Annotated in this window: 23 protein-coding genes; 11 read left to right on the plus strand and 12 right to left on the minus strand. The window is 54.3% G+C overall.

Annotated elements, in window-relative coordinates; translation table 11 throughout:
* Positions 1-147: 147 nt before the first annotated feature.
* Genes mreC through tldD form a run of 6 tightly spaced genes read left to right on the plus strand, consistent with a single transcriptional unit; the run spans position 148 to position 9,051 of the window.
* Complete coding sequence (mreC, locus tag R9X49_RS12170; protein ID WP_319848670.1) at positions 148-1,131, plus strand: rod shape-determining protein MreC; 984 nt, start codon at positions 148-150, stop codon at positions 1,129-1,131.
* Positions 1,128-1,616, plus strand: a complete 489-nt coding sequence (gene mreD / locus R9X49_RS12175) for a rod shape-determining protein MreD (RefSeq protein WP_012772977.1) — start codon at positions 1,128-1,130, stop codon at positions 1,614-1,616. The genes mreC and mreD overlap by 4 nt, the downstream gene beginning before the upstream one ends.
* Before the next feature lie 8 nt (positions 1,617-1,624).
* Positions 1,625-2,218 (plus strand): nucleoside triphosphate pyrophosphatase, encoded by a 594-nt coding sequence (locus R9X49_RS12180; RefSeq protein ID WP_319848672.1) that lies wholly within the window; start codon positions 1,625-1,627, stop codon positions 2,216-2,218.
* Positions 2,208-3,677, plus strand: coding sequence for a ribonuclease G (rng, locus tag R9X49_RS12185; RefSeq protein WP_319848673.1), 1,470 nt, complete (start codon positions 2,208-2,210; stop codon positions 3,675-3,677). The genes R9X49_RS12180 and rng overlap by 11 nt, the downstream gene beginning before the upstream one ends.
* A gap of 41 nt (positions 3,678-3,718) precedes the next feature.
* The gene (gene yhdP, locus R9X49_RS12190) at positions 3,719-7,549 is read left to right on the plus strand and encodes an AsmA2 domain-containing protein YhdP (RefSeq protein ID WP_319848674.1); all 3,831 of its coding nucleotides are present in this window, start codon (positions 3,719-3,721) and stop codon (positions 7,547-7,549) included.
* A gap of 56 nt (positions 7,550-7,605) precedes the next feature.
* On the plus strand, positions 7,606-9,051 hold the full coding sequence (tldD, locus tag R9X49_RS12195) for a metalloprotease TldD (RefSeq protein WP_319848675.1): 1,446 nt from the start codon (positions 7,606-7,608) through the stop codon (positions 9,049-9,051).
* A gap of 39 nt (positions 9,052-9,090) precedes the next feature.
* Here tldD and aaeR read toward each other — a convergent pair whose 3' ends face one another.
* Positions 9,091-10,032, minus strand: coding sequence for an HTH-type transcriptional activator AaeR (gene aaeR, locus R9X49_RS12200; RefSeq protein ID WP_319848676.1), 942 nt, complete (start codon positions 10,030-10,032; stop codon positions 9,091-9,093).
* A gap of 425 nt (positions 10,033-10,457) precedes the next feature.
* Here aaeR and aaeX point away from each other — a divergent pair, with 425 nt between their 5' ends.
* The 4 genes from aaeX (at position 10,458) to R9X49_RS12220 (ending at position 15,228) form a co-directional block, all read left to right on the plus strand.
* Complete coding sequence (gene aaeX, locus R9X49_RS12205; protein ID WP_005975424.1) at positions 10,458-10,661, plus strand: p-hydroxybenzoic acid efflux pump operon protein AaeX; 204 nt, start codon at positions 10,458-10,460, stop codon at positions 10,659-10,661.
* Between the two features lie 7 nt (positions 10,662-10,668).
* Positions 10,669-11,634, plus strand: a complete 966-nt coding sequence (gene aaeA, locus R9X49_RS12210) for a p-hydroxybenzoic acid efflux pump subunit AaeA (protein WP_319848677.1) — start codon at positions 10,669-10,671, stop codon at positions 11,632-11,634.
* Between the two features lie 11 nt (positions 11,635-11,645).
* Positions 11,646-13,634, plus strand: coding sequence for a p-hydroxybenzoic acid efflux pump subunit AaeB (gene aaeB / locus R9X49_RS12215; RefSeq protein WP_319849096.1), 1,989 nt, complete (start codon positions 11,646-11,648; stop codon positions 13,632-13,634).
* 139 nt (positions 13,635-13,773) lie between these two features.
* Entirely contained in the window at positions 13,774-15,228 is a 1,455-nt protein-coding gene (locus tag R9X49_RS12220) for an NAD-dependent succinate-semialdehyde dehydrogenase (RefSeq protein ID WP_319848678.1), read from the plus strand.
* 97 nt (positions 15,229-15,325) lie between these two features.
* Here R9X49_RS12220 and yjgA read toward each other — a convergent pair whose 3' ends face one another.
* Entirely contained in the window at positions 15,326-15,877 is a 552-nt protein-coding gene (gene yjgA / locus R9X49_RS12225; protein ID WP_012772989.1) for a ribosome biogenesis factor YjgA, read from the minus strand.
* A 296-nt stretch (positions 15,878-16,173) separates the two neighbouring features.
* On the opposite strand from yjgA, the gene pmbA reads away from it, so the two are divergent.
* Complete coding sequence (pmbA, locus tag R9X49_RS12230; RefSeq protein ID WP_319848679.1) at positions 16,174-17,514, plus strand: metalloprotease PmbA; 1,341 nt, start codon at positions 16,174-16,176, stop codon at positions 17,512-17,514.
* An 86-nt stretch (positions 17,515-17,600) separates the two neighbouring features.
* On the opposite strand, the gene rnk is transcribed toward pmbA, so the two are convergent.
* The 10 genes from rnk to kdsC all read right to left on the minus strand — a co-directional run bounded on the left by rnk (position 17,601) and on the right by kdsC (position 24,273).
* The gene (gene rnk / locus R9X49_RS12235) at positions 17,601-18,011 is read right to left on the minus strand and encodes a nucleoside diphosphate kinase regulator (protein WP_182100472.1); all 411 of its coding nucleotides are present in this window, start codon (positions 18,009-18,011) and stop codon (positions 17,601-17,603) included.
* A 161-nt stretch (positions 18,012-18,172) separates the two neighbouring features.
* A complete protein-coding gene (gene npr, locus R9X49_RS12240; RefSeq protein ID WP_010296626.1) occupies positions 18,173-18,445 on the minus strand; it encodes a PTS phosphocarrier protein NPr in 273 nt (90 codons plus the stop codon).
* A gap of 31 nt (positions 18,446-18,476) precedes the next feature.
* Entirely contained in the window at positions 18,477-19,334 is an 858-nt protein-coding gene (gene rapZ / locus R9X49_RS12245; protein ID WP_010296630.1) for an RNase adapter RapZ, read from the minus strand.
* Between the two features lie 163 nt (positions 19,335-19,497).
* Positions 19,498-19,971 (minus strand): PTS IIA-like nitrogen regulatory protein PtsN, encoded by a 474-nt coding sequence (gene ptsN / locus R9X49_RS12250; RefSeq protein WP_039279069.1) that lies wholly within the window; start codon positions 19,969-19,971, stop codon positions 19,498-19,500.
* 96 nt (positions 19,972-20,067) lie between these two features.
* Complete coding sequence (gene hpf, locus R9X49_RS12255; protein WP_011091920.1) at positions 20,068-20,355, minus strand: ribosome hibernation promoting factor; 288 nt, start codon at positions 20,353-20,355, stop codon at positions 20,068-20,070.
* Between the two features lie 23 nt (positions 20,356-20,378).
* Positions 20,379-21,812 carry an RNA polymerase factor sigma-54 gene (gene rpoN, locus R9X49_RS12260; RefSeq protein ID WP_319848680.1) on the minus strand — a complete coding sequence of 478 codons (1,434 nt, stop codon included), beginning with the start codon at positions 21,810-21,812 and terminating at the stop codon, positions 20,379-20,381.
* A 49-nt stretch (positions 21,813-21,861) separates the two neighbouring features.
* The gene (gene lptB / locus R9X49_RS12265; protein ID WP_010296638.1) at positions 21,862-22,587 is read right to left on the minus strand and encodes an LPS export ABC transporter ATP-binding protein; all 726 of its coding nucleotides are present in this window, start codon (positions 22,585-22,587) and stop codon (positions 21,862-21,864) included.
* Positions 22,588-22,590: 3 nt separating this feature from the next.
* Entirely contained in the window at positions 22,591-23,163 is a 573-nt protein-coding gene (lptA, locus tag R9X49_RS12270; protein WP_319848681.1) for a lipopolysaccharide ABC transporter substrate-binding protein LptA, read from the minus strand.
* Positions 23,144-23,710, minus strand: coding sequence for an LPS export ABC transporter periplasmic protein LptC (gene lptC / locus R9X49_RS12275; protein WP_012772998.1), 567 nt, complete (start codon positions 23,708-23,710; stop codon positions 23,144-23,146). Before lptC ends, lptA begins: the two co-directional genes overlap by 20 nt.
* On the minus strand, positions 23,707-24,273 hold the full coding sequence (gene kdsC / locus R9X49_RS12280; RefSeq protein ID WP_319848682.1) for a 3-deoxy-manno-octulosonate-8-phosphatase KdsC: 567 nt from the start codon (positions 24,271-24,273) through the stop codon (positions 23,707-23,709). Before kdsC ends, lptC begins: the two co-directional genes overlap by 4 nt.
* Positions 24,274-24,284: the final 11 nt, after the last annotated feature.

The following is a 24,284-nucleotide window of genomic DNA, read 5'->3' on the forward strand; positions in this document are numbered from 1 at the left end:
GGATGAACGCCTGCGTTTTTCATCTCTCGTGGTTACCCCTTTTTTATTTGCCTGATCGAATGAAATCCGCCCTACGGGGTGCCGCTTTGTGACGTTAAAAATCGCCAGGAGCGATTTGAGGTTGCTGTCGAGGAATACGCAAATTTTATGAAGCCGCTTTTTAGCAGGGGACCTTCCCTGCAATTACGACTTTTTCTTGCTGTCGTTACCGCGATTGTCGTGATCGTTGCGGACAGTCGGCTCGGTTCGTTCGTCAAAATCAGAACGTACATGGATACCGCCGTCAGCCCATTTTATTTTCTGGCGAATGGGCCCCGTCAGGTTCTGGACAATATGTCTGCCTCACTGGCAACCCGCGAGCAATTAGGCCTTGAAAATACCGCACTGCGTCAGGAACTGTTGATGAAAAACAGCGACCTGTTGCTGCTAGGCCAGCTCAAGCAGGAAAATGCGCGGTTACGTGAATTGCTCGGCTCGCCGCTGCGTCAGGATGAGCAGAAGATGGTAACGCAGGTGATGTCTGCCGGAACCGACCCTTACAGCGATCAGGTGGTGATTGATAAAGGTCAGGCGAACGGCGTGTATGAAGGGCAACCGGTCATCAGCGATAAAGGCGTGGTGGGTCAGGTTGTGGCGGTGGGGCAGTTTACCAGCCGGGTTTTGTTGATTTGTGATGTTTCCCACGCGCTGCCCATTCAGGTGCTGCGCAATGATATCCGCGTGATTGCTGCCGGTAATGGCTGCGCCGACGATCTGCAACTGGAGCACCTGCCTAACAATACCGATATTCGAGTCGGTGACGTGTTGGTCACATCGGGTCTGGGTGGACGTTTCCCTGAAGGGTATCCGGTAGCGGTTGTGTCATCGGTCAAAGCAGATACACAGCGGGCCTATACGATTATTCAGGCTCGCCCGACGGCAGGGCTACAGCGTCTGCGCTATCTGTTGTTGCTGTGGGGTGTGGAGAATAACTCCAATACGTCGCTGCCGCCGGCGGAGGTCCATCGGGTTGCCAATGAGCGACTGATGCAGATGATGCCGCAGGTTTTACCGTCGCCTGACGACATGGGGCCGCCGCTTCCTCCTGATGCCGCTGCGCCCACCGTCGAGCCGCAGAGAGGCCGTCAATGAACCGTTATCGCAGGCATGGCAACTGGATTATCTGGCTTTCTTTTCTGATCGCTATGGTTTTGCAGATTATGCCGTGGCCGGATGAAATCTACATGTTTCGCCCCTCCTGGCTGACGCTGTTCCTTATTTATTGGGTGATGGCATTGCCACATCGGGTCAATGTCGGCACAGGATTTATATTAGGTCTGATTATGGACCTGATTCTTGGGTCTACACTGGGAGTACGGGCGCTGGCGTTGAGCATTATTGCTTATCTGGTCGCCTTTAAATTCCAGCTGTTCCGAAATATGGCGTTATGGCAGCAGGCATTAATCGTCATGCTATTGTCGCTGCTGATGGACCTCACGGTATTCTGGGCAGAATTTTTAGTTATTAATGTCTCTTTCCGACCAGAAACATTCTGGAATAGCGTCGTAGATGGCGTACTCTGGCCGTGGCTGTTCCTGCTGATGCGTAAAATTCGCCGTCAGTTTACTGTGCAATAAGGTGATTCATGACCCAGCTTTATCTGGCCTCCGCTTCTCCCCGCCGTCGTGAACTGCTCACGCAGCTCGATATTCCTTTTGCTGTACTGAACGTCGCGGTGGAAGAACAGCGGTTACCGGAGGAGGCAGCGGAAGTCTATGTCCGGCGTCTGGCGCATGAGAAAGCGACCGCGGGTGTCGCGGCCGCCCCGCTCGATTTGCCGGTTCTGGGGGCGGACACCATCGTGGTACTGAACGGTCAGGTATTGGAAAAACCGCGGGATGAAGCCCATGCGGCAGAGATGCTGAGCCAGCTGTCCGGGAAACCGCATCAGGTGATGACGGCCGTCGCGCTGGCAGACAAAGACGATATATTGAGCTGTCTGGTGATCACCGACGTCGTCTTCCGTCCGCTCTCGCAGCAGGATATCGAACGGTATATCGCCAGCGGCGAACCGATGGATAAAGCCGGTGCTTACGGTATTCAGGGCAAAGGGGGATGCTTTGTCCGGTCGCTTAACGGGAGCTATTACGCGGTGGTTGGACTGCCGCTGGTAGAAACCCATGAGCTATTCAGTAATTTTGCTGCGTTGCGGAGTGCAAGAGGAAAACATGACTGCTGAGTTACTGGTAAACGTTACACCCTCAGAAACGCGCGTTGCCTATATCGACGGCGGTATTCTGCAGGAAATCCATATTGAGCGTGATGCGAAGCGCGGTATTGTTGGCAACATTTATAAAGGCCGCGTGAGCCGCGTTCTGCCGGGCATGCAGGCAGCGTTCGTGGATATCGGTCTGGATAAAGCGGCATTCCTGCACGCGTCCGATATTATGCCGCACACCGAGTGTGTTGCCGGTGACGAACAGAAGAATTTTCACGTCCGTGATATCGCCGAGCTGGTGCGTCAGGGACAGGATCTTATGGTGCAGGTGGTCAAAGATCCACTGGGAACCAAAGGCGCGCGTCTGACGACCGATATCACGCTGCCGTCGCGCTATCTGGTGTTTATGCCCGGTGCATCGCACGTTGGCGTGTCACAGCGGATTGAGAGTGAAGCGGAACGTGAGCGCTTAAAGAAGACGGTCGCCGAGTATTGTGACGATGACGGTGGTTTTATCATTCGTACCGCAGCGGAAGGGATCGGTGAAGAAGAGCTCTCACAGGATGCGGCGTTCCTGAAGCGCCTGTGGGGCAAGGTGATGGAGCGCAAAAAGCGCAACCAGACCAAATGTAAGCTCTACGGCGAAGTCGCGCTCGCCCAGCGAATTTTGCGTGATTTCGCCGGTGCGGCGTTGGATCGCATTCGGATTGACTCCCGGCTGACGTATGAAGCACTGCTGGAATTTACCTCCGAATATATCCCGGAGATGACCCGCAAACTCGAACACTATGCGGGTAAACAGCCAATTTTTGACCTGTTTGATGTGGAAAATGAGATCCAGCGCTCGCTGGACAGAAAGGTTGAACTGAAGTCCGGCGGCTATTTGATCATCGATCAGACTGAAGCGATGACGACCATCGACATCAACACGGGGGCGTTTGTCGGCCACCGTAATCTGGATGAGACCATTTTCAATACCAACACGGAGGCTACGCAGGCGATCGCGCGGCAGCTGCGTCTGCGTAACCTCGGCGGCATTATCATTATCGACTTCATCGATATGAATAACGAAGATCACCGTCGGCGGGTACTGCATTCACTGGAGCAGGCGCTCAGTAAAGATCGGGTCAAAACCAGTATTAACGGCTTCTCTCAACTAGGATTAGTGGAGATGACGCGTAAACGTACGCGTGAGAGTATCGAACACGTACTCTGCCATGAATGCCCGACCTGCCACGGTCGCGGCACCGTGAAGACGGTAGAAAGCGTCTGCTATGAAATCATGCGTGAAATTGTGCGTGTCCACCACGCGTATGACACCGATCGTTTCCTGGTTTATGCCTCACCGGCTGTCGGGGAAGCGCTGAGAAGCGAAGAATCACACGCGTTAGCTGAGGTTGAAATTTTCGTCGGCAAGCAGGTCAAAGTACAAATCGAACCCCTGTATAGCCAGGAGCAGTTTGACGTCGTAATGATGTAAATTCGTGCGCTCGTCGTCGGCGACGAAAGAAGGAGATATTAGTGAGGCGACTGCCCGGAATTGTAGTCATCGCGGGTGCCACTCTTGTCGTGATGGTTGCGCTGTTAGTCAGCGGCTTAAGACTGGTGCTGCCGCAGCTCGATCACTTCCGGCCACAGCTGGTGGCCTGGGCGCAGTCTGCGGTGGGTGTTCCGTTAGAAATCGGCTCGATGACGGGGCGGTGGGAGTCCTTTGGCCCCACGCTGGAGATTGAAAAGCTTCGCACGTCCCTGCCGGAATCGGACTGGCAGGTTGATCGCATTACGCTGGCGTTGGATGTGTGGCAGTCGCTGTTGCACGGGCGCTGGCAGTTTCGCGATCTCACGTTTCACCAGTTAAAGCTTGATATCAATAGCCAATTTACCGGGCAGCAGCAGGACAGCAAACTGATGGAGTCAGGAAAAGTCAGCGACCTTTTCCTGCGCCAGTTTGACCACTTTGACCTGCGTGATAGCCACATTACCTTTCTTACCCCTTCCGGCTCCCGTGCGGAGCTGAGCATTCCGCAACTGACCTGGCTGAATTCCGACAAACGTCATCGTGCGGAAGGTTTGATCAGCCTGTCGAGTTTTAACGGTCAGCACGGCGTGGTGCAAATGCGCATGGACTTGCATGATGAGCAGGGGCTGCTCAGCAACGGCACGTTCTACCTGCAAGCTGACAATATCGATATGAAGCCCTGGCTCAGCCGCTGGATGAAAAACACGACCGGGCTGGAAAGCGCCGATTTTAGCCTGGCGGCCTGGCTGAACGTTCGTGAAGGCGACATCCACAGCGGTGATGTGTTCCTTAATCAGGGTACGGCTAACTGGGGTGAAGGTCGCGATGCACATCGCCTGAATGTCGATGACATGACGCTGCATGTCAGCCGTCAGGAAAATGGCTGGCAGGTGGATGTTCCTGAATTGAATCTGGCAACGGATGGCGTCGCCTGGCCGAAAGGTCGGCTCTCCGCCCTCTGGCTGCCAAAAAATGAACACATGTTAGGGCCCGATCGGCAGGAAGAGCTGCGCATTCGAGCCAGTAATCTGGCGCTGGAGCGGGTAAGTACGCTGCTCCCGTTGCTGTCCAGCACAACGCCAGCGTTGAAAGAGCGCTGGGCAGAGCTGCAACCGACGGGCACATTGAATACCGTTGCTGTTGATATCCCTCTGCAACAGCCGGAGAGAAGCCGCTTTCAGGCTAACTGGCAGGACGTGAGCTGGAAGCAGTGGAAATTGCTGCCGGGGGTCGATCATTTCTCTGGTTCTGCCCGCGGCAGCGCCGAGCGTGGTCAGGTCAGCGTAGCGTTAAAGCAGAGCACGCTGCCCTATGTTGATATGTTCCGTGCGCCGCTGGAAATCAAGCAGGCCAGCGGCACGATTGACTGGCGTAATGACGCTCAGGGGCTGGCGCTCTGGAGCCACGGGCTGGACGTGCAGGCGAAATCGCTATGGGCTAACGGCGATTTCCGTTATGAGCAGCCTGCTAAACAGGAACCGAAGCTGGATATTCTGGCGGGTATCCGGCTGACCGACGCAGCGGACGCCTGGCGCTATTATCCTGAACAGTTTATGGGCACCGAGCTGGTGGACTATCTGAGCGGCGCGCTGAAGGGCGGCCGTGTTGATAACGCGACGCTGATCTTTGCCGGTAATCCGCAGCATTTCCCGTATACGCATAATGAAGGTCAGTTTGAAGTCTGGGTTCCGGTTAAAGAGGCGACCTTCGAGTTTCAACCGGGCTGGCCTGCGCTGACGCCGCTGGATATCAATCTGGATTTCGCCAACAACGGCCTGTGGATGTTTGCGCCGCAAATCTGGCTGGGTAAGGTGGAAGGCAAGAATATTAGTGCGGTCATTCCTGATTATGAAAAAGAGATGTTGCTCATTGATGGCGAACTGGACGGTCCGGGGCCTGAAGTGGGGAACTATTTTCATCAGACGCCGCTGAAATCCTCGCTGGGTACGGCGCTGGATGAGCTGAAAATTGGCGGACCGGTGAAAGGCACGCTGCATCTGGATATTCCGCTTGCCGGTGACGATGTTCGCGCCAGTGGCGATATCGCGCTGAACAATAACAGTCTCTACATCAAGCCGCTGGATACCACGATTAAGAATCTCACTGGTAAGTTTCGCTATGAAAACGGCAACTTACGCAGTGACACGCTCCAGGCTAACTGGATGAATCAGCCGATGACGGTCAATTTCACGACGGAAGAGCAAGCGAAGGCTTTTCTGGTGAATGTTGGTTTGCAAGGCGACTGGCAGCCTGCGCTTTTGCCCGGTTTACCGACATCGGCAAGCAAAGACGTGTCCGGTTCGGCAGGCTGGAAAAGTACGGTCGCCGTCAACCTGCCGCATTCCGGTAAAACAACCTACGATGTTGATGTACAGGCCGATCTAAATAAAGTAAGTAGTCACTTACCTAACCCGTTAAGTAAACCTGCTGGTGAGAACCTGCCGCTGGAGGTAAAAGCCAACGGTGACCTGAATGGCTTCACGATGCACGGACGGTTGGGCAAGGATAACCACTTCAATAGCCAATGGCTGCTGAAAGGCGACACCGTGACGCTGGCACGAGCAAGCTGGCAGAACGGGACAACGGCGGCACCTGCATTACCAGAAGATTCCTCGCTGGTGCTCGATCTTCCGCCGTTGGATGCGGAAAGCTGGCTGGGGCTCCTGCCATCGCTGCGTGCCTCGACATCGGCGGAAGGCAGAAAGGCACACAGTTCCCTTCGTTTCCCGGAAGCGGTGACGTTGCGGACACCTGAGCTACAGCTGCTAGGGCAGCAGTGGCACGATCTGGAAATCACACGCAAAAATACGCTGGGTGGCAGTGAAGTACAGGCAAAAGGGCGTGAAATTGACGGAATGGTTGAGATACCCAATCGCGGCATATGGCGCAGCGATATCAATTATCTCTACTACAATCCTCAGTGGAAAGGGAATGAAGCGACCAACCCGGTGGCGTTAGCAGAGAAAAAATCGCCGCTGAACGACCCGAGCATTAGCTTTGAAGACTGGCCGTCGCTGGCGGTTAACTGTCGCCAGTGCTGGATTATCGGGCAGAATATGGGAAGTATTCAGGGAACGCTGCTGCCAGAAAAGGAAAAATTAACGCTGACGGACGGCATTATTGATACGGGTAAAGCCCGTCTGACGGTGAACGGTTCCTGGCAGGAAAATGCGGAAGGCGTACGGACCGCACTAAAAGGCCGCCTGACGGGAGAAAGTCTGGAGCAGAACGCTAACTGGTTCGGCGTTGATTCACCGCTCAAGGCCGGTTCTTTCGATGTGGATTACGATTTGTACTGGCGTGGAACACCTTGGGCACCGGATATTGCCAGCCTGAGCGGAATATTGCACACGCGCATTGGTAAGGGTGAAATTGCCGAAGTTGGCGCGGGCCAGGCGGGTCAACTGCTGCGTTTATTGAGCTTCGATGCGCTGATGCGTAAGCTGCGGTTTGATTTTAGTGATACGTTTGGTCGTGGATTTTACTTCGATTCGATTCGTAGCACCGCATGGATTAAAGACGGTGTGTTGCATACTGATGATATGCTGATCGACGGGCTGGAGGCAGATATCGCGATGAAAGGCGATCTCGACCTCGCTCAGCGACAGGTCAATATGGAAGCGGTTATTGCCCCGGAAATTTCCGCGACGGTGGGCGTGGCGACCGCATTTGCCGTCAACCCGGTTGTGGGAGCCGCCGTGTTTGCTGCCAGTAAAGTGCTGGCACCGCTATGGAACAAGATTTCGCTGATTCGTTACCAGATTTCCGGTAGCGTCGATCAGCCAAAGATTCAGGAAGTGCTGCGTGAGCCGAACAAAAAGAAAGGCGAATAATGCCGTTAGGGCAGCGCAGTGTACTCAACCGATTATCTGATAAAGAGTGAAAAACTATGAGCCTTTCGTTTGTCAGTGAGCAGTTACTCACCGCCAACAAATTGAATCTTGACGATCTCGCTGCTGTGCTGGGGTCGCTTAATGAGCGTCGTCTGGACTATGCCGATCTCTATTTCCAGTCCAGCTATCATGAATCCTGGGTACTGGAAGACCGTATCATTAAAGACGGTTCTTACAATATCGATCAGGGCGTGGGTATTCGTGCGATTGACGGAGAAAAGACCGGGTTCGCTTATGCCGATCAGATCACGCTGAACGCATTGCGTCAGAGTGCGCAGGCTGCACGCAGCATTGTGCGGGAACAGGGCACAGGGACTGCGCATACGTTGGGTGCGGTATCGCATAATGCGCTTTATCCAACGTTGAATCCGTTGGATAGCCTGACGCGTGAGGACAAAATTGCGCTGTTGCAACGTGCCGACACGGTCGCGCGTGCCACAGATGCGCGGGTGCAGGAAGTGTCAGCCAGCCTGACCGGCGTGTATGAGCTGGTGCTGGTGGCGGCAACAGACGGCACGCTGGCGGCGGATGTGCGTCCGCTGGTTCGCCTGTCGATCAGCGTGCTGGTCGAATCTGGGGGCAAACGTGAACGCGGCTCCAGCGGCGGCGGCCTGCGTGGCGGCTATGACTACTTCTGGGAAGTGGCTGACGGCGAAGCGCGTGTCGACGCCTGGGCAAAAGAAGCCGTGCGTATGGCGCTGGTAAACCTGTCGGCGGTGGCTGCACCCGCAGGGCCGATGCCTGTGGTACTGGGTGCAGGCTGGCCGGGCGTGCTGTTGCATGAAGCAGTAGGTCACGGTCTGGAAGGTGATTTTAACCGTCGCGGTACGTCAGTGTTCAGCGGACAGATGGGGAAACTCGTCGCGTCAGAACTGTGTACGGTGGTGGATGATGGCACATTGAGCGGACGCCGTGGTTCTCTTTCAATGGACGATGAAGGCGTTCCGGGGCAGTACAACGTACTGATCGAAAACGGTATTCTGAAAGGCTACATGCAAGACAAGCTGAATGCTCGTCTGATGGGCGTTGCGCCGACGGGCAACGGTCGCCGTGAGTCTTATGCGCACTTGCCAATGCCGCGTATGACGAACACCTACATGCTGGCTGGGAAATCAACGCCGGAAGAGATTATCTCCAGCGTTGAATACGGCCTGTATGCGCCAAACTTTGGTGGCGGTCAGGTCGATATCACCTCTGGCAAGTTCGTCTTCTCGACGTCCGAAGCGTATCTGATCGAAAAAGGCCGTATCACCACGCCAGTCAAAGGTGCAACGCTGATTGGCTCCGGTATTGAAGCAATGCAGCAGATCTCGATGGTCGGCAACGATCTGGCGTTGGATAAAGGCGTCGGCGTGTGCGGTAAAGAAGGGCAAAGCCTGCCCGTCGGTGTTGGTCAGCCTACGCTGAAGCTGGAAAGCCTGACCGTTGGCGGCACCGCGTAATTTGCACTGAATCCTGAGTTCCTTTAAGACCGCGCGTTATTAGCGCGGTTTTTTTTCCTCGCTATGATTCTGCCGGTAGCCCTGATACGTCAGGGCGACGTTTTTGAAGTATTCCGTCATGTAGTTAATGCAGACTTGTACTTTTAGCGGCAGATTGTCTTTGCGGGTGTAGAGCGCGTAGACCGGGCGCGGATCGGAGTGGTAGCGGTTAAACAGGATCTCGATTTCGCCGCGATTGATTTCATCCACGACCCACATGAGCGGCACGTACGCGATACCCGCGCCAGCCTTGAGCCAGCGCACCAGCGTTTGCGGATCGTTAGTGACAAAGCGTCCTTGTGGCGTGACGCGGGTTGAAATGCCTTCCGGGGCGATCAGTTCAAATTCGCTGTCGGGTCGCACGCTGTATTCCAGCCAGGAAAAATTCACCATATCTGCCGGTTTATCCGGCGTGCCGTGCTGTGCCAGATAGCTTTTGGCGGCACAGACGACCATGGGCATCGAGCCTAAGCGTTTCGAGAACAGGCTGGAATCCTGTAACGCCCCGACGCGGATAACGATATCCAGCCCATCGGCAATCAGGTCGGGAGCGGGAATTCCTGTGACCAGATTGACGGACAGGCCGGGATATTCCTTCAGCATCGCGGCAGTCATGGTGGACAATACATTCTGCGCCATCGTGGAAGAACTGCCGATGCGCAGCGTGCCGATTGGGGTATTGTTGAAGGCGTAAAGCTGCTCATGGACCTCATGAGCCTCATGCAGCATGCGGCGACAGCCGTGATAGTAAATTTTCCCCGCTTCCGTCAGCCCAATGCTACGCGTACTGCGGTTCAGCAGCTTAATCTGTAGTTCATCTTCAAGCTTGGTGACGGTCTGGCTGACGGCGGATACGCTCATCTGCAACTGGCGGGCAGCCGCGGTAAAAGAACCAAATTCCACCACGCGGGCAAACACCGACATACTCTTTAGTCTTTCCATTATTCACTCTGGCTTAAAAGTGATTTAGATCACACTATGTAGATAAGGTGATAATAAGCATCCATAATATAGCCTATCCGGTGATGCCGGGTGGAACATTGTCCGCCATCGTTCAAGCGGCAAGCGTTGCTTGAAGGTGAACGCGAGCAGACATCGCCCTTGCGGTCGTCCATGATTACTCACCGCCCAGAGCTAGCCAATGATTGTGTTTATTTATCCAATGTAGATCGTGCGCTGATTTCCCATCGCTAGTCAGCCTCTGCTGGCATCGCTATTCATCAGTTTAACGCTATTTAATTCGCTGGTTACAGCCTGCGGGATGAAGCGCTTTTGTCTATGCTGAACGTCAGCATCAGACGACATCATTTACCATCCGGTAGCGGACCTGCGCGCTACCGCTACCTAACAGAAAAAAGGAAAAGAGGATGAGTTCACTCCCGGTTATGGTGCTGTTCGGGTTGTCATTTCCCCCCGTATTTTTTGTCTTGCTGGTGTCATTGACCCTGTTTTTTGTCGTGAACCGCCTGCTGCAACCGACGGGTATCTATGACTTCGTCTGGCATCCGGCGCTGTTTAACAGTGCACTGTTCTGCTGTTTGTTCTATTTACTCTTCCGTTACGGTCTGTGAGGCGTCTGTGAAAGCTTTCTTTTTAACGTTGTTTAGGCAGCAGGCCGTGCTGATCAAAAAACTGAGCCGCGTGGTCATTACGCTGGTGATTGTGCTGTGTGCGATTGTCGCCATTTTCCGTGTCTGGGCGTTTTATACCGAATCACCCTGGACGCGTGATGCCAAATTTACGGCGGATGTTGTCGCAATCGCGCCGGACGTCAGTGGGTTGTTGAGCGACGTTCGCGTCACGGACAATCAGCTGGTGAACAAAGGTGATGTGCTGTTTGTCATCGACCAGCCGCGCTACCATCAGGCCGTGGCGCAGGCGGAAGCCGATGTTGCCTACTATCAGGCGCTGGTGACGGAAAAACGCCGGGAGTCAGGGCGTCGTGCGCGCCTCGGCGTCAGTGCGATGTCGCAGGAAAATATCGATCAGTCCAGTAATGCCCTGGAAACCGCTACGCACCAGCTTGCTAAAGCGCAGGCGGTGTTGTCACTGGCGCAGCTGGAGCTGGAACGCACCGTGGTACGCGCCCCTGCCGACGGCTGGGTGACCAACCTGCATGTGCAGAGCGGTGAGTTCATCGAACGCGGTAATACGGCGGTGGCGTTGGTGAAGAAGGATTCGTTCTACCTGCTGGCGTACATGGAGGAAACCAAGCTTGAAGGGGTTCGCCGCGGCTACCGTGCAGAAATCACCCCGCTGGGCAGTGAAAAGATATTTTACGGTACGGTCGATAGTGTGGCGGCTGGTGTGAATAACAGCAGCAGCAGCGCGAACAATAAAGGCCTGGCTAACGTGGATTCCAATCTGGAGTGGGTGCGTCTGGCGCAGCGTGTGCCGGTAAAAATTCGCCTCGATAGTCAAATGGGCGACCTCTATCCGGCTGGCACGACGGCAACTGTGGTGATTACCGGTGAGCAGGTCAACAATGACAAAAAGCCGTCGCCGCTTATCCGTCTCCTTTATCGCCTGCGTGAGTTTGGTTAAGTGAGGCGATGATGAAAACGCCGTCGCTGACAGGCCCCGTGTTCTTTACGACACCGAAGTTTGCGCGCTTGCGCTTTGCTTTTAAACTGAGCTTTGCGATTGTGCTGTCCCTGTTTCTGGGGTTCCACCTTCAGTTGGAAACCCCGCGTTGGTCGGTGCTGACAGCGGCGATTGTTGCTGCCGGCCCAGCATTTGCCGCAGGCGGTGAGCCATTTTCCGGCGCAATTCGCCATCGTGGCATGCTGCGCGTCGTTGGCACGTTTATCGGCTGTATCGGTGCACTTATCATCATTATCGCCACTGTTCGCGCACCGGTGGTGATGCTGATGCTGTGCTGTATTTGGGCTGGCCTCTGTACCTGGGTTTCCTCGCTGGTTAAAGTCGAAAACGCTTATGTGTTCGGGCTGGCGGGCTATACCGCGTTGATTATTATCGTGTCGACGCAGGGAACGCCGCTGCTGACGCCGCAGTTTGCCGTGGAGCGCTGTAGCGAGATTGTGCTGGGCATCGTCTGTGCCATTCTGGCGGATTTACTGTTCTCGCCGCGTTCGATCAAACAGGATGTTGACCGCAGTATTGGTGAGCTGCTGGTGGATCAATATCGGCTACTGCAACTCAGCATGAGCGGTGTGGAGAAAGAAGCCATCGATGCGGCATGGCACGCGCTGGTACGTAAAACGACGGCGCTAAACGGCATGCACAGCAGCCTGATGCTGGAATCCTCGCGCTGGCAGAACAGTAATCGCCGCTTAACGTCGCTGCATACGCAATCGCTCACGATGATTACACAGGCGTGTGAAACCTACCTGATGTTGCAGGATGCTCCAACTCCCGTAAAAAGCAGCCTGAAACTGGTGTTGGAGCAGCCCGTTGAGTCATTCCGCGATGTCCATTGCCGTGTGAAAGCATTGCGCCACCTGATTGCTGCTGACAGTCGCGATGTGCCGCCTACATTGGTTAGCTGGGTGGGGGCTGCGACGCGCTATCTGCTGTTGGCGAAAGGGGTGCAGACCAACGGGCGTATCACGACGATTGAAGCCGACGTGCTGAACAGCGATGTGGAAATTAAAGCGCCGTCAGCCGAAACCCATCATGCCATGATCAACGGTTTACGCACCGGCGTGGCGACTGCGCTGGGCTGCCTGTTCTGGCTGAGCACCGGCTGGACCTCTGGCAGCGTATGTATGGTGATGATTGCGGTGGTGACGTCACTTGCCATGCGTTTGCCCAATCCACAGATGATGGCGAAGGATTTTCTTTTCGGGACGATCTACGCGCTGCCGCTGGGTGCGTTGATGTTCATGTTTATTATGCCGTCAACGCAGCAAAGTATGCTGCTGCTGTGCCTGAGCCTGGGAGCGATGGCTTTCTTTCTCGGAATTGAAGTACAAAAGCGTCGGCTTGGTTCGCTGGGCGCATTAGCCAGTACGATCAATATCCTGGTGCTGGATAACCCGATGACGTTCCACATCAGCCAGTTTCTGGACAGTGCGATCGGCCAGATCATCGGCTGTTTTCTGGCGTTGATGGTGATCCTGCTGATCCGGGATAACACCAAGGCGCACACGGGGAGAACGTTGCTCAACCGCTTTGTGTATGGCGCGGTCTCAGCGCTGACGACCAACACGGCGCGCCGCAAGGAAAACCACCTGCCTGCGCTGTATCAACAGCTGTTCCTGCTGCTGAACCGCTTCCCTGACGATATTGCCAAGTATCGCCTCGCACTGTGGCTGATCATCATGCACCAGCGCCTGAGAACGCTGGATATTCCGCAAAATGCGGCGCTCTCTGCCTTTCATCGCCAGATTCGTGCGACGGCAGAACAGGTGATTTTGGCTCGACGTGATAGCACGCGTAGTCGCTATTTCACGCAGTTGTTAGATGAACTTGAACGTTATCAGCAGATGCTGATGGAACAGCAACTTCCCCCGAGCGTGACGGCACCTGTAGGACGATTGACCGGGATCCTGCGTGATTATCAGCATGCGCTGAGCAACTAATCTCAGTGGACGAGGCGGAGCGATAACACTCACGATTAATCCGAGAGTGCTGCAGGCCGCGTCCATCACTTCTATACTGAATTATCCATAGCTTCCCTCATCACGTCATGAGATATGACCCTTTTCAGGAGGTAACACGATGTCAGGACAAAATTTGCAGGATCATGAACTGTTTAAAACGGGCTACTTTGCTGCGGGGAAATGGCAGCAGAGCGGAACCACCTTCGAGGTGGTGAATCCCGCGACGGGTGAGTCTATTGCCAGCGTGGCGAAAGCGGGAAAGAAAGAGACGCAGGCGGCGATTGACGCCGCCTATGCCGCTTTTCCTGCCTGGAAGCGTAAAACCGCGAAGGAACGTTCTGAAATTCTGTATCGCTGGTACGAACTGATTCTGGAAAATAAACGCTATCTGGCGGAGTTGATGACCGCCGAGCAGGGCAAGCCCGTTCAGGAAGCCGAAGGCGAAGTTGTCTACGCGGCGAATTTCATTCAGTGGTTTGCTGAGCAGGGAAAACGGGCGAACGGTGAGATTATTCCACCCGCTAAGCCTGGATCGAAAATTTATGCCACGAGTGAACCCGTTGGGGTTGTTGTTGCCATTACACCGTGGAATTTCCCGCTGGCGATGCTGACGCGTAAGCTGGGGCCGGCGCTGGCGGCGGGGTGTACCGGCGTGATCAAGCCTGCGAACAACACGCCGCTGTCTGCGTTCGCGCTGTTGGCGCTGGCGCAGCAGGCAGGTGTGCCGGACGGTGTACTTAACGGCGTGGCGGGCGATACGCAGGCGATCAGTGATACCGTCATGGCGAGCGATAAGGTGCGTAAAATTTCCTTCACTGGTTCGACGGAAGTCGGGAAAACGCTGGTGCGCAACGCGGCTGACACCATGAAGAAAGTGTCGATGGAACTGGGCGGTAACGCGCCTTATATCGTGTTTGACGATGCGGATATTCAGGCTGCGGTGAAAGGTGCAATCGCTAACCGTTTCCGTAACGCAGGTCAGGTTTGCGTCAGCGCCAATCGGTTTTATATTCAGGACGGCGTCTACGATGAGTTTGTCTCTCTGCTCGCGGAAGAAGTGAAAAAATTGAAGGTCGGTAACGGCATGGATGGCGACGTTGTACTGGGTCCGCTGATTGATGATGCCGCCGTCGAGAAAGTGGAAAAGCACGTCAATGACGCGGTGGAAAAAGGTGGCAAGACGCTTGTTGGTGGTAAACGGCACAAGCTCGGCCACAGCTTCTTTGAGCCAACGGTGATTGTTGATGCCAACGAAGAGATGCTGCTTGCGCAGGAAGAAACGTTTGGTCCAGTCGCTCCCTGCTTCCGTTTCAAAACGGAAGAAGAGGTGATTGAACGCGCCAACAATACGCCATTTGGTCTGGCGGCTTACTTCTACAGCCAGAATTTACAGCGTGTGTTCCGCGTGGCAGAAGCGTTGGAGAGCGGTATGGTTGGTATTAACGAGTGCGCGGTTTCAACCGAATTGGCGCCGTTTGGCGGTGTGAAAGAATCGGGATTAGGTCGTGAGGGCTCGGTTCTGGGTCTGGACGAGTTTCTGGAAGTGAAAACCTGGCATCTTGGCGGGTTGTAACCTGAGATGATGTCGCGATCTGAATGGATCGTGAGCTTGACGAGCTACCGATAATATACGGGATGAGTGAGCGAACCTTCTCATCCCGTTATCGTTGTTAGTCTGTGGTTTCAGCCAGTTCGCGCAGATATTGGAAGATCTGGCGTGCTGATTTCGGCGGTTTGTTTGCCGCTTTCTCTTTCTGGGCATTGCGCACCAGAGAACGCAGCTGCTGACGGTCAGCGTGGGGATATAGCGCCAGAATATCGGGGACCACATCGTCTCCCTCTTCAATCAGACGGTCGCGCAGCTGTTCCAGCTTGTGGAATAACGCCACCTGCTGATTATGACGGTTGTTCAGCTTATCCAGCGCGGTTTGGATCGGCTCGGGATCGCGGGCGCGCAGCATTTTACCAATCAGCTGTAGCTGACGGCGACGGCCTTCTTTCTTGATCCGCTGCGCCAGTTCCACCGCCGCACGCAGATCGTCATCCAACGGGATCTTCTCCAGGGCATTCTTGCCCAGGTCGACCAGTTCCGCACCAAGATCTTTCAGCGCTTCGGCATCGCGCTTTATTTCACTTTTGCTGACCCAGATAATTTCATCATCTTCGTCGTCTTCTTGGTTATCTGGGACGTCATTCAGCCAGTCTTCGTACTTTTGCTTCATGGTTGGCTCCTAAAAAGTGTCCAGGAGCAATTCGTAACGCTACGCGTAGCGGCTCCGGGATGGTGAACAGCGTGCCCACCAGCAAAAAAGAGGCTGATACTAACAGGTTTGGGCTTTGTGCGAAATTGTCCGTAGATCCTGTTAGACTAGAAAGCATTATGCTACACCATTTTATGCTCGTCATACTTCACGTTACCTACGTGTTGGCTGCGCGAAGTATATAGAGTATACGCCCCTTTTGTGCTCGTTGCGGGGATGATGATGGTGAGCTTTCTTCCACTCATTATGGCAGAACAATGACGATAACTACTCAGGTTGCAGAGCAGCGTAAAGCGCTGGAGCTCGCGGTGGCTCAGGCGCTGGAACTGGCGCGTGCCGGTTCTGATGCGGCAGAAGTCGCGGTGACAAAAACGACAGGCATTAGCGTCAGTACCCGCTATGGTGACGTTGAAAATGTTGAATTCAATAGCGATGGCGCGTTGGGCATCACGGTTTATCATCAGCAGCGTAAAGGCAGCGCATCGTCTACCGATCTCAGCCCGGATGCGATAGCGCGCACTGTACAGGCCGCGCTGGATATTGCGCGCTATACCTCTGTCGATCCTTTTGCTGGTCCGGCGGATCGGGATCTTTTGGCGTTTGACGCGCCGGATCTGGATCTGTTCCATCCGACCGAGCTGGATGCGGATCGCGGCATCGAGTTAGCCGCTCGCGCAGAACAGGCCGCATTACAGGCTGATAAGCGTATCACCAACACTGAAGGTGGCAGCTTTAACAGCCACTATGGCGTTAAGGTGTTCGGCAATAGCCACGGCCTGCTGAAAAGCTACTGTTCCAGCCGTCATTCCATGTCCAGCTGTGTGATTGCCGAAGTGAATGGCGATATGGAGCGGGATTATGCCTACACCGTCGGCCGTGCGCTGGATGATTTGCGCAGCCCGGAATGGGTCGGCGAAGAGTGCGCGCGCCGCACGTTATCCCGTCTGTCACCGCGTAAGCTGCCAACCATGCAGGCACCGGTGATGTTTTCTGCGGAAGTGGCGACCGGCCTGTTTGGCCATTTGGTTGGTGCGATCAGTGGCGGCAGTGTTTATCGTAAATCGACCTTCCTGCTGGATAAACTGGGTCAGCAGATTCTGCCGGAGTGGCTGACGATTGAGGAACAGCCGCACTTGCTCAAAGGGCTGGCTTCTACGCCGTTCGACAGCGAAGGCGTACGGACGCAGGCGCGTGAAATTGTGAAAGCAGGGGTGTTGCAGACCTGGCTGATGACGAGCTATTCCGCACGTAAATTGGGGATGAAGAGCACCGGTCATGCGGGTGGTATTCATAACTGGCGTATTGCCGGACAAGGCCTGGATTTCAACGGCGTGCTGAAACAGATGGGCAAAGGCCTGTTGGTGACCGAATTGATGGGGCAGGGTGTGAGCGGTGTGACGGGGGATTATTCCCGTGGGGCATCCGGCTTCTGGGTCGAAAACGGCGAAATTCAGTATCCGGTCAGCGAGATTACGATTGCGGGCAACCTGAAAGACATGCTGCGCAATATTGTGACGGTGGGGAGTGATATCGAAACCCGAAGCAATATCCAGTGTGGTTCTGTGCTGCTGCCTGACATGAAGATCGCTGGGGAATAAATCGGTTTTTCTTTGAGTAACCGTCGCCGTCGGCAGTGTCCGACGGCTGTTACTCTATGCCGATAGTGGGCATCATACTCGCTAATTTAGCGGTGGTACTCGCCTGCGGCTTCAGGCTGATAGAGTAGTTCTAGTACTTCAATTCGCGTTTCTTCACCGTTTGGCAACTGCCAGGTGATCGAATTTCCCACATGCATTCCCAATAGTGCCGCGCCCAGCGGAGCCATCACCGACAGCGGTTCTTGACTGTCCTTCACCGCGGCCGGATAAACCAGCGTGCGGATGTGCTCTTCGTTGGTATTCAGATCGCGGAAACGCACCCGACTATTCATGGTGACGACATGTGAGGGAATCGATGCCGAAGGCAGAATTTCCGCCCGATCCAGCTCCTCATTCAACGCCTGTGCGATATCGCTGTCCGCAAAGGCGGGCTGCTCCAATAACATATCCAGACGTTCTGCATCCAATTCACTGATTGTCAGGTTAGGCTTCGTCATACTCCTCTCCAGTTGGTATTTTTAGATGATATAAAAATAACCCCCCGCGCCCAAAGGAGCAGGGGGTATAAGAAAATATTATGATTTATGTAGGTAGATAGTAGGAGGTTCGGAAGAGAAAGTGAAGCACTAAGGCTGGCAGATAGCCTGCTAAGGAAATCCTAGTCTTCGTCGAACCCGGCTTCGAACAGCCCGATGACGGCGGCAAGTGCCTGTTCTTCATCTGGGCCAGTGGCTTCTACTTCGATGAGTCGCCCTTTGGCGGAGTCCAGCATCAGCATGGCAATCACGCTACTGGCTTCGGCTTCGGTGCCGCTGTCATTGCGCAGTATGACTTCCGCATCAAAGCTCTGCACCAGTTCGAACAACTTCATGGCTGGGCGAGCGTGCATACCCAGCTTGTTTTTGATTTCAACCGTTTGCCGGACTGTCATGGGTTACCTGGCTGTACTGGGTTGCCGACGATTACGAAGGTTTACGCTTTTCCAGCGTACGATGGCGTGACTGGACGTTCTTACCGCGTGAGCGGAAGTAGTCTGCCAACTGCTCGGCGACGTAGACGGAACGGTGTTTACCGCCGGTACAGCCAATAGCGACAGTCAGATAGCTGCGATTATTGGTTTCCAGCATCGGTAGCCACAGTTCCAGATAGCTGCGGGTCTGGTAGATGAAATTGTGGACTTCGGTATGCCTGTCGAGGAAGGACGCAACGGGCTTATCCAGACCGGTCATCGGGCGCAGTTTCGGATCCCAGTGCGGGTTCGGCAAGAAACGTACGTCAAAGACGTAATCCGCATCGATGGGGATACCGTGCTTGAAGCCGAACGATTCAAACACCATCGTAAGTTCACGCTCCCGCTTGCCGAGCAGACGGGTACGCAGCATCTCGGCCAGCTCATGTACCGACATCTCGGAGGTATCGATAATCAGGTCAGCGCGTGAACGCAGCGGCTCCAGCAGATCGCTTTCTTCATCAATGGCGCTTTCCAGCGACAGATTCTTGCTGGAGAGCGGATGCAGGCGACGGGTATCGCTATAGCGGCGGATCAACGTATTACGATCGGCATCCAGAAACAGCAATTGAGGCGAGAAGCTGGGTGGCAGTTGCTCCATGGCATGCTCGAAGATCTCTGGCGATTCCGGCATATTGCGCACGTCAATACTGACTGCTGCGGAAATGTTACGTGCCGCAAGCGTATTAGCCAGCTCCGGCAGTAGAACCACAGGCAGGTTATCTACGCAGTAGAACCCCATATCTTCCAGTGCGCGCAGGGCGACAGATTTCCCTGAACCTGAGCGACCACTGACAATCATCAGCACCATCTGACGACTCCCCTCTGGCAACGTGATGGCGAATTCTCATTGCCACTGTTTTTATAAAAAAGTGATGTATAGCTAAAAAAATGACGGCTTCGCGCAGGGATTGCAAGCATTCTCTGAACCCAACGCGGATCGCCCGTCATCGTGAGCATGACGGCCATCCGACTTAACCGGCTTCCGTCATAATCTGGTACAGCTCTTCATCGCTTTGCGCCGCACGCAGGCGTCGGCAAACCGTTTTATCCGCCAGCCGCTTGGCAACAAGCGACAGGGTATGCAAATGGGTTTTACATTGTTCCGCCGGAACCAGCAAGGCAAAAAGCAGATCAACGGCCTGATTATCAATAGCATCGAAAGCGATCGGTTGCTCTAACTGGATGAAAACACCGATGGCGCCCAGCGCATTATCGTCTTCCAGCTTGCCGTGAGGAATGGCAATGCCGCCGCCGATTCCCGTGCTGCCCATCCGCTCCCGGGTCAGGATGGCATCAAAGATAATCTGCGAAGGAATGTTAAGCTGCCTGGCGGCCAGCTCGCTGATAATTTCCAATGCCCGTTTCTTACTCTGGCAGTGGACGGTGCTTCGGGTGCACTCAGGACGTAATACGGTGCTGAGTTGCAATACGGGATCGTGGTTCATTTTATTTTCACTTAACGACGCTTTCACTTCTGGTGATCCCGACCCATCCGATGGATGGGTCGAGTTTGTTCCTTTGCCAAACGGCAAAGGAGAAAATTAGTGCTGCTTGAGTTTATCTTTATGCTTATTGAGCTGTCTTGCCAGTTTATCAATCAATAAATCTATCGCGGCGTACATATCTTCCGCTTCTGAGGTTGCATGCAGCTCGCCACCATTAACGTGGAGCGTGGCCTCGGCAATTTGCTGAACTTTTTCCACTCTCAATACCACATTGACCTGATTAATCCGGTCAAAATACTGCTCTAATTTGGCAAACTTGCCATTCACAAAATCACGCAGCGGTTCAGTGATCTCGATGTGGTGTCCGGTAATGTTGAGCTGCATAGTGTCTTCCTTCTCTGTTGAGATCAAATCAGTTGTTTACGCTGATTTGATGGTGGGATAGATAAAGACTCTCGGTATTTTGCCACGGTACGGCGTGCCACGATGATGCCCTGATCGGAGAGCTGTGCCGTAAGCTTGCTGTCGCTTAGTGGTTTGACGGGGTTTTCCGCCGCAATAAGCTTCTTCACCAGCGCGCGAATTGCCGTTGACGAGGCTTCTCCGCCGCTATCGGTATTCACATGGCTGGAGAAGAAATATTTTAGTTCAAAAATGCCGCGCGGACTGTGCAGGAACTTCTGTGTCGTCACGCGTGAGATGGTGGACTCATGCATATCCACCGCCTGGGCGATATCTGCCAGTACCATGGGCTTCATGAATTCTTCACCCTGCTCGAAGAAATCCTGCTGCTGTTCGACTATGCAGCGGGTCACTTTCAGCAGCGTGTCGTTACGACTTTCCAGGCTTTTGATGAGCCAGCGCGCCTCTTGCAGATTACTGCGGATAAATTGCCCGTCGCTGTCGTTGCGTGCGCTGTTGCCCAGTGCCGCATACTGCTGGTTAATCTGTAGGCGGGGAACGCTGTCGGTGTTGAGTTCTACAGCCCAGATGCCCTGGACTTTGCGCACAAGCACGTCAGGAATCACATATTCAGATTCGCCGGTGTTGATCGACTGCCCTGGCCGTGGATCGAGCGATTGGATCAGCGCCAGCGCTTCTTTCAGCACGTCTTCTTTCAGACGCGTGACGCGGATCAGACTACGGAAATCATGGTTGGCTAACAGATCGAGATGATCGCTGACGATCAGGCGGGCTTCGACCAGACGCGGCGTGCTGTCAGCAAACTGGGAAAGCTGCACCAGCAGGCAGTCGCGCAGATCGCGAGCGGCGACGCCAACGGGATCAAAGCGCTGCACGCGTTTGAGTACGGCTTCGACTTCTTCCAACGTCACATCGTCGTCGCCGATGCTGTCGAGAATGTCCTCCAGCGGCACAGTCAGGTAGCCGGTGTTGTCCACGGCATCGACGATAGAGGTCGCGATAGCTGCGTCGGTGTCTGAAAACGGTGTGAGTTCGACCTGCCACATCAGGTAATCCTGAAGCGTTTGCGTGGTTTCGCCTTGATAAATTGGCAGTTCTTCATCGCGATAGTCGGTGCCGGTGCCTGACGGTGTGCCTGCGGAGTAAATCTCATCCCAGGTGGCGTCTAGCGGCAATTCTTCCGGCATGTCCTTCTGTTCCAGAGCTTCACCGGTATCCAGTGAATCGCTGTCTGCCTTTTCAAATGACTCGATTTCGTCGTGTTGATCCGTTTGTTCGAGCAACGGATTGCTTTCCAGCGCCTGTTGAATTTCCTGTTGCAATTCAAGCGTGGACAGTTGCAACAGGCGGATGGCCTGTTGGAGCTGTGGGGTCATGGCCAGTTGCTGGCTAAGCCTGAGTTGCAAACCTTGCTTCATAAATCGCGCTAACGTCCCATAAGTACTGCAAAGATAAAATATTACCCTATCAGAGTCGGAAGCCTTCGCCCAGATAGACGCGTTTCACCTGCTCATCGGCCAGAATATCGGTCGGTGAACCGTGGGCGATCAGGTTGCCCTGACTCACGATGTAGGCTCGTTCACAGACATCAAGCGTTTCGCGGACGTTATGATCGGTAATCAGCACGCCGAGCCCGCTGTCACGCAGATGCTCAATGATTTTTTTAATATCCAGTACGGAGATCGGGTCTACGCCCGCAAACGGTTCATCCAGCAGGATGAACTTCGGATTCGCCGCCAGCGCACGCGCAATCTCTACGCGGCGTCTTTCCCCACCGGACAGCGATTGTCCCAGACTATCGCGCAAATGAATAATATGGAATTCTTCCATTAGCTCATTGGCACGATCTTCCTGCTGCTCGGTCGTCAGATCTTTACGGATCTGTAACACCGCCATCAGGTTGTCATAGACGCTTAAGCGACGAAAAATAGAGGCTTCCTGCGGCAGGTAGCCGATACCGCGCAGAGCGCGTTCGTGCAGGGGAAGCAGGCTGATGTCGTCGTCGTCAATAACAATGCGTCCTTCATCACGTGGGACGATACCCACGACCATGTAGAACGTTGTTGTTTTGCCGGCGCCGTTCGGCCCGAGCAGGCCGACGATTTCACCGGAATTGACGGTGAGGCTGACGTTTTCGACGACCTTACGGCCTTTGTACGCCTTGGCCAGATTTTCTGCGGTTAATGTTGCCATAACTTATTCAGTGACCCGTGGTTGCGGTTGCTGAGAACGAGAAGGCTGGCTCTTGTTCTCTTTCTCCTGAAGCTGAGAGGGGACCAACACCGTCGTCACGCGCTTTCCTTTTTCGCTGGTCGCTTCCATCTGCTGCTGTTTCACCAGATAGGTGATGCGATCGCCTTTTACATTGCTATCCTGCTGTTCCAGATAGGCATTGCCTGTCAGCACCAGAAAGTCTTTGGCCAGTTCGTAGCGGATTTTCTGCGCGTGACCTTTTACCGGTTTGCCGTTGTCCTGCATCTGGTAGAACGTCACGGGGTTACCGTAGCCTTCCACCACTTCACTGCCTTGCGTGCCCTGTGGGCGCGTCACGACGACCTTGTCGGCTTTCACTTCAATCGTCCCTTGCTTCACGACAACATTGCCGGTGAACGTCACCGTGTTGCCCTGCATGTCCAGAGACTGCTGTGCTGAATCAATGTGAATAGGTTGGTTGCTATCGCCAGTGACGGCAAAGGCGGAAACGCTGACGGCGAACAGCGAGCTGGCGATCAGGGTGTTACGCATCAGATTATTGGTTTTGGATTTCATAAGAGGTTTTTACCTTTTCGATCAACTCGGCCGTTTTGTTACGCAGATTTCCGCGCATTTTCATTCCGCTTGAGGTAAAGCTGGTGCCGTACAGGGTGACCTCATCATCGGACGAAACGTCCTGCGTCACCAGATTCACCTGGGCATTATTCGTTGTGATGCGCTGAAGCTGTGCGTCTTTCGTCAGGCTATTCACCTCGACGTGGCCGTACAGATAGAGCATCTTGTCTTTTGTCAGCTTGGCGCGGTCGGCGCGTACTGACCAGGTTGCCGTCCCCTGTTCGTTGAACAGCGTGGCAACGGGAGCGGTAAACCAACTCAACTGCTCGTCGTTGAAATACTCCGCTTTTTCCGAAATCAGTCTATAACTCAGCTTACCCGCAGGGCTGTATACCTGAGTGTTGGTTTTCTCGCTGGTATAGACCGGTACGGCGGGGTCGTTTGCATCCGGTGCCGCTACCGTGTCGTCATCCGCAATATTCCAGCCGATAAGGATAAGCACCAACAGGGCCAGAAAAGCGGTGAGCCAACGCTTGGTTTTACTCATATTGACAACCCTTTGGCATGCTCCAGCTTGTCCTGCGAGAACAGAATCAAATCACACAACTCACGCACTGCGCCACGCCCTCCCGCAATGCGGGTGACATAATCTGCGCGTGGTAACAACAGCGGGTGGGCGTCAGCCACGGCGACGCTCAACCCGACCTGCGCCATCACCGGCCAGTCGATCATATCGTCGCCGATATACGCGACCTGACTTGCCGTTACTGATAGTTTATCCAACAGATCGTTGAAGGCCAAAACCTTATCCGATTGCCCCTGATAAAGATGGTTGATGCCCAGTGTTTTACACCGATCTTCCAGCAGTTTTGCTGAACGACCGGTAATGATGGCGACCTCAATATCGGACGTCAGCAAGCAGCGAATACCATAGCCGTCGCGGACGTTAAAGGCTTTCAGCTCTTCGCCGTGATTACCCATATAAATCAGACCATCGGACATCACGCCGTCAACGTCGCAGATTAACAGGCGAACCTCACGGGCTTTATCCAGTACCTGTTGATCGACAGGCCCATAGCAGGTATCGGTTTGCGCCCTGACTTCACTCATTCACTATTATC

The sequence above is a fragment of the Pectobacterium carotovorum genome, assembly GCF_033898505.1.
Taxonomy (GTDB): domain Bacteria; phylum Pseudomonadota; class Gammaproteobacteria; order Enterobacterales; family Enterobacteriaceae; genus Pectobacterium; species Pectobacterium carotovorum_J.

What these genes read in the sequence shown, in the direction of transcription:
- aaeX (WP_005975424.1), top strand. Translation starts at nt 10,458, where the DNA reads ATGAGTTCACTCCCGGTTATGGTGCTGTTCGGGTTGTCATTTCCCCCC.
- lptA (WP_319848681.1), bottom strand. Translation starts at nt 23,163, where the DNA reads ATGAAATCCAAAACCAATAATCTGATGCGTAACACCCTGATCGCCAGC.
- mreC (WP_319848670.1), top strand. Translation starts at nt 148, where the DNA reads ATGAAGCCGCTTTTTAGCAGGGGACCTTCCCTGCAATTACGACTTTTT.
- rnk (WP_182100472.1), bottom strand. Translation starts at nt 18,011, where the DNA reads ATGACGAAGCCTAACCTGACAATCAGTGAATTGGATGCAGAACGTCTG.
- yjgA (WP_012772989.1), bottom strand. Translation starts at nt 15,877, where the DNA reads ATGAAGCAAAAGTACGAAGACTGGCTGAATGACGTCCCAGATAACCAA.
- rng (WP_319848673.1), top strand. Translation starts at nt 2,208, where the DNA reads ATGACTGCTGAGTTACTGGTAAACGTTACACCCTCAGAAACGCGCGTT.
- R9X49_RS12180 (WP_319848672.1), top strand. Translation starts at nt 1,625, where the DNA reads ATGACCCAGCTTTATCTGGCCTCCGCTTCTCCCCGCCGTCGTGAACTG.
- R9X49_RS12220 (WP_319848678.1), top strand. Translation starts at nt 13,774, where the DNA reads ATGTCAGGACAAAATTTGCAGGATCATGAACTGTTTAAAACGGGCTAC.
- pmbA (WP_319848679.1), top strand. Translation starts at nt 16,174, where the DNA reads ATGACGATAACTACTCAGGTTGCAGAGCAGCGTAAAGCGCTGGAGCTC.
- npr (WP_010296626.1), bottom strand. Translation starts at nt 18,445, where the DNA reads ATGACAGTCCGGCAAACGGTTGAAATCAAAAACAAGCTGGGTATGCAC.
- aaeB (WP_319849096.1), top strand. Translation starts at nt 11,646, where the DNA reads ATGAAAACGCCGTCGCTGACAGGCCCCGTGTTCTTTACGACACCGAAG.
- rpoN (WP_319848680.1), bottom strand. Translation starts at nt 21,812, where the DNA reads ATGAAGCAAGGTTTGCAACTCAGGCTTAGCCAGCAACTGGCCATGACC.
- lptB (WP_010296638.1), bottom strand. Translation starts at nt 22,587, where the DNA reads ATGGCAACATTAACCGCAGAAAATCTGGCCAAGGCGTACAAAGGCCGT.
- rapZ (WP_010296630.1), bottom strand. Translation starts at nt 19,334, where the DNA reads ATGGTGCTGATGATTGTCAGTGGTCGCTCAGGTTCAGGGAAATCTGTC.
- ptsN (WP_039279069.1), bottom strand. Translation starts at nt 19,971, where the DNA reads ATGAACCACGATCCCGTATTGCAACTCAGCACCGTATTACGTCCTGAG.
- aaeR (WP_319848676.1), bottom strand. Translation starts at nt 10,032, where the DNA reads ATGGAAAGACTAAAGAGTATGTCGGTGTTTGCCCGCGTGGTGGAATTT.
- kdsC (WP_319848682.1), bottom strand. Translation starts at nt 24,273, where the DNA reads ATGAGTGAAGTCAGGGCGCAAACCGATACCTGCTATGGGCCTGTCGAT.
- hpf (WP_011091920.1), bottom strand. Translation starts at nt 20,355, where the DNA reads ATGCAGCTCAACATTACCGGACACCACATCGAGATCACTGAACCGCTG.
- mreD (WP_012772977.1), top strand. Translation starts at nt 1,128, where the DNA reads ATGAACCGTTATCGCAGGCATGGCAACTGGATTATCTGGCTTTCTTTT.
- tldD (WP_319848675.1), top strand. Translation starts at nt 7,606, where the DNA reads ATGAGCCTTTCGTTTGTCAGTGAGCAGTTACTCACCGCCAACAAATTG.
- lptC (WP_012772998.1), bottom strand. Translation starts at nt 23,710, where the DNA reads ATGAGTAAAACCAAGCGTTGGCTCACCGCTTTTCTGGCCCTGTTGGTG.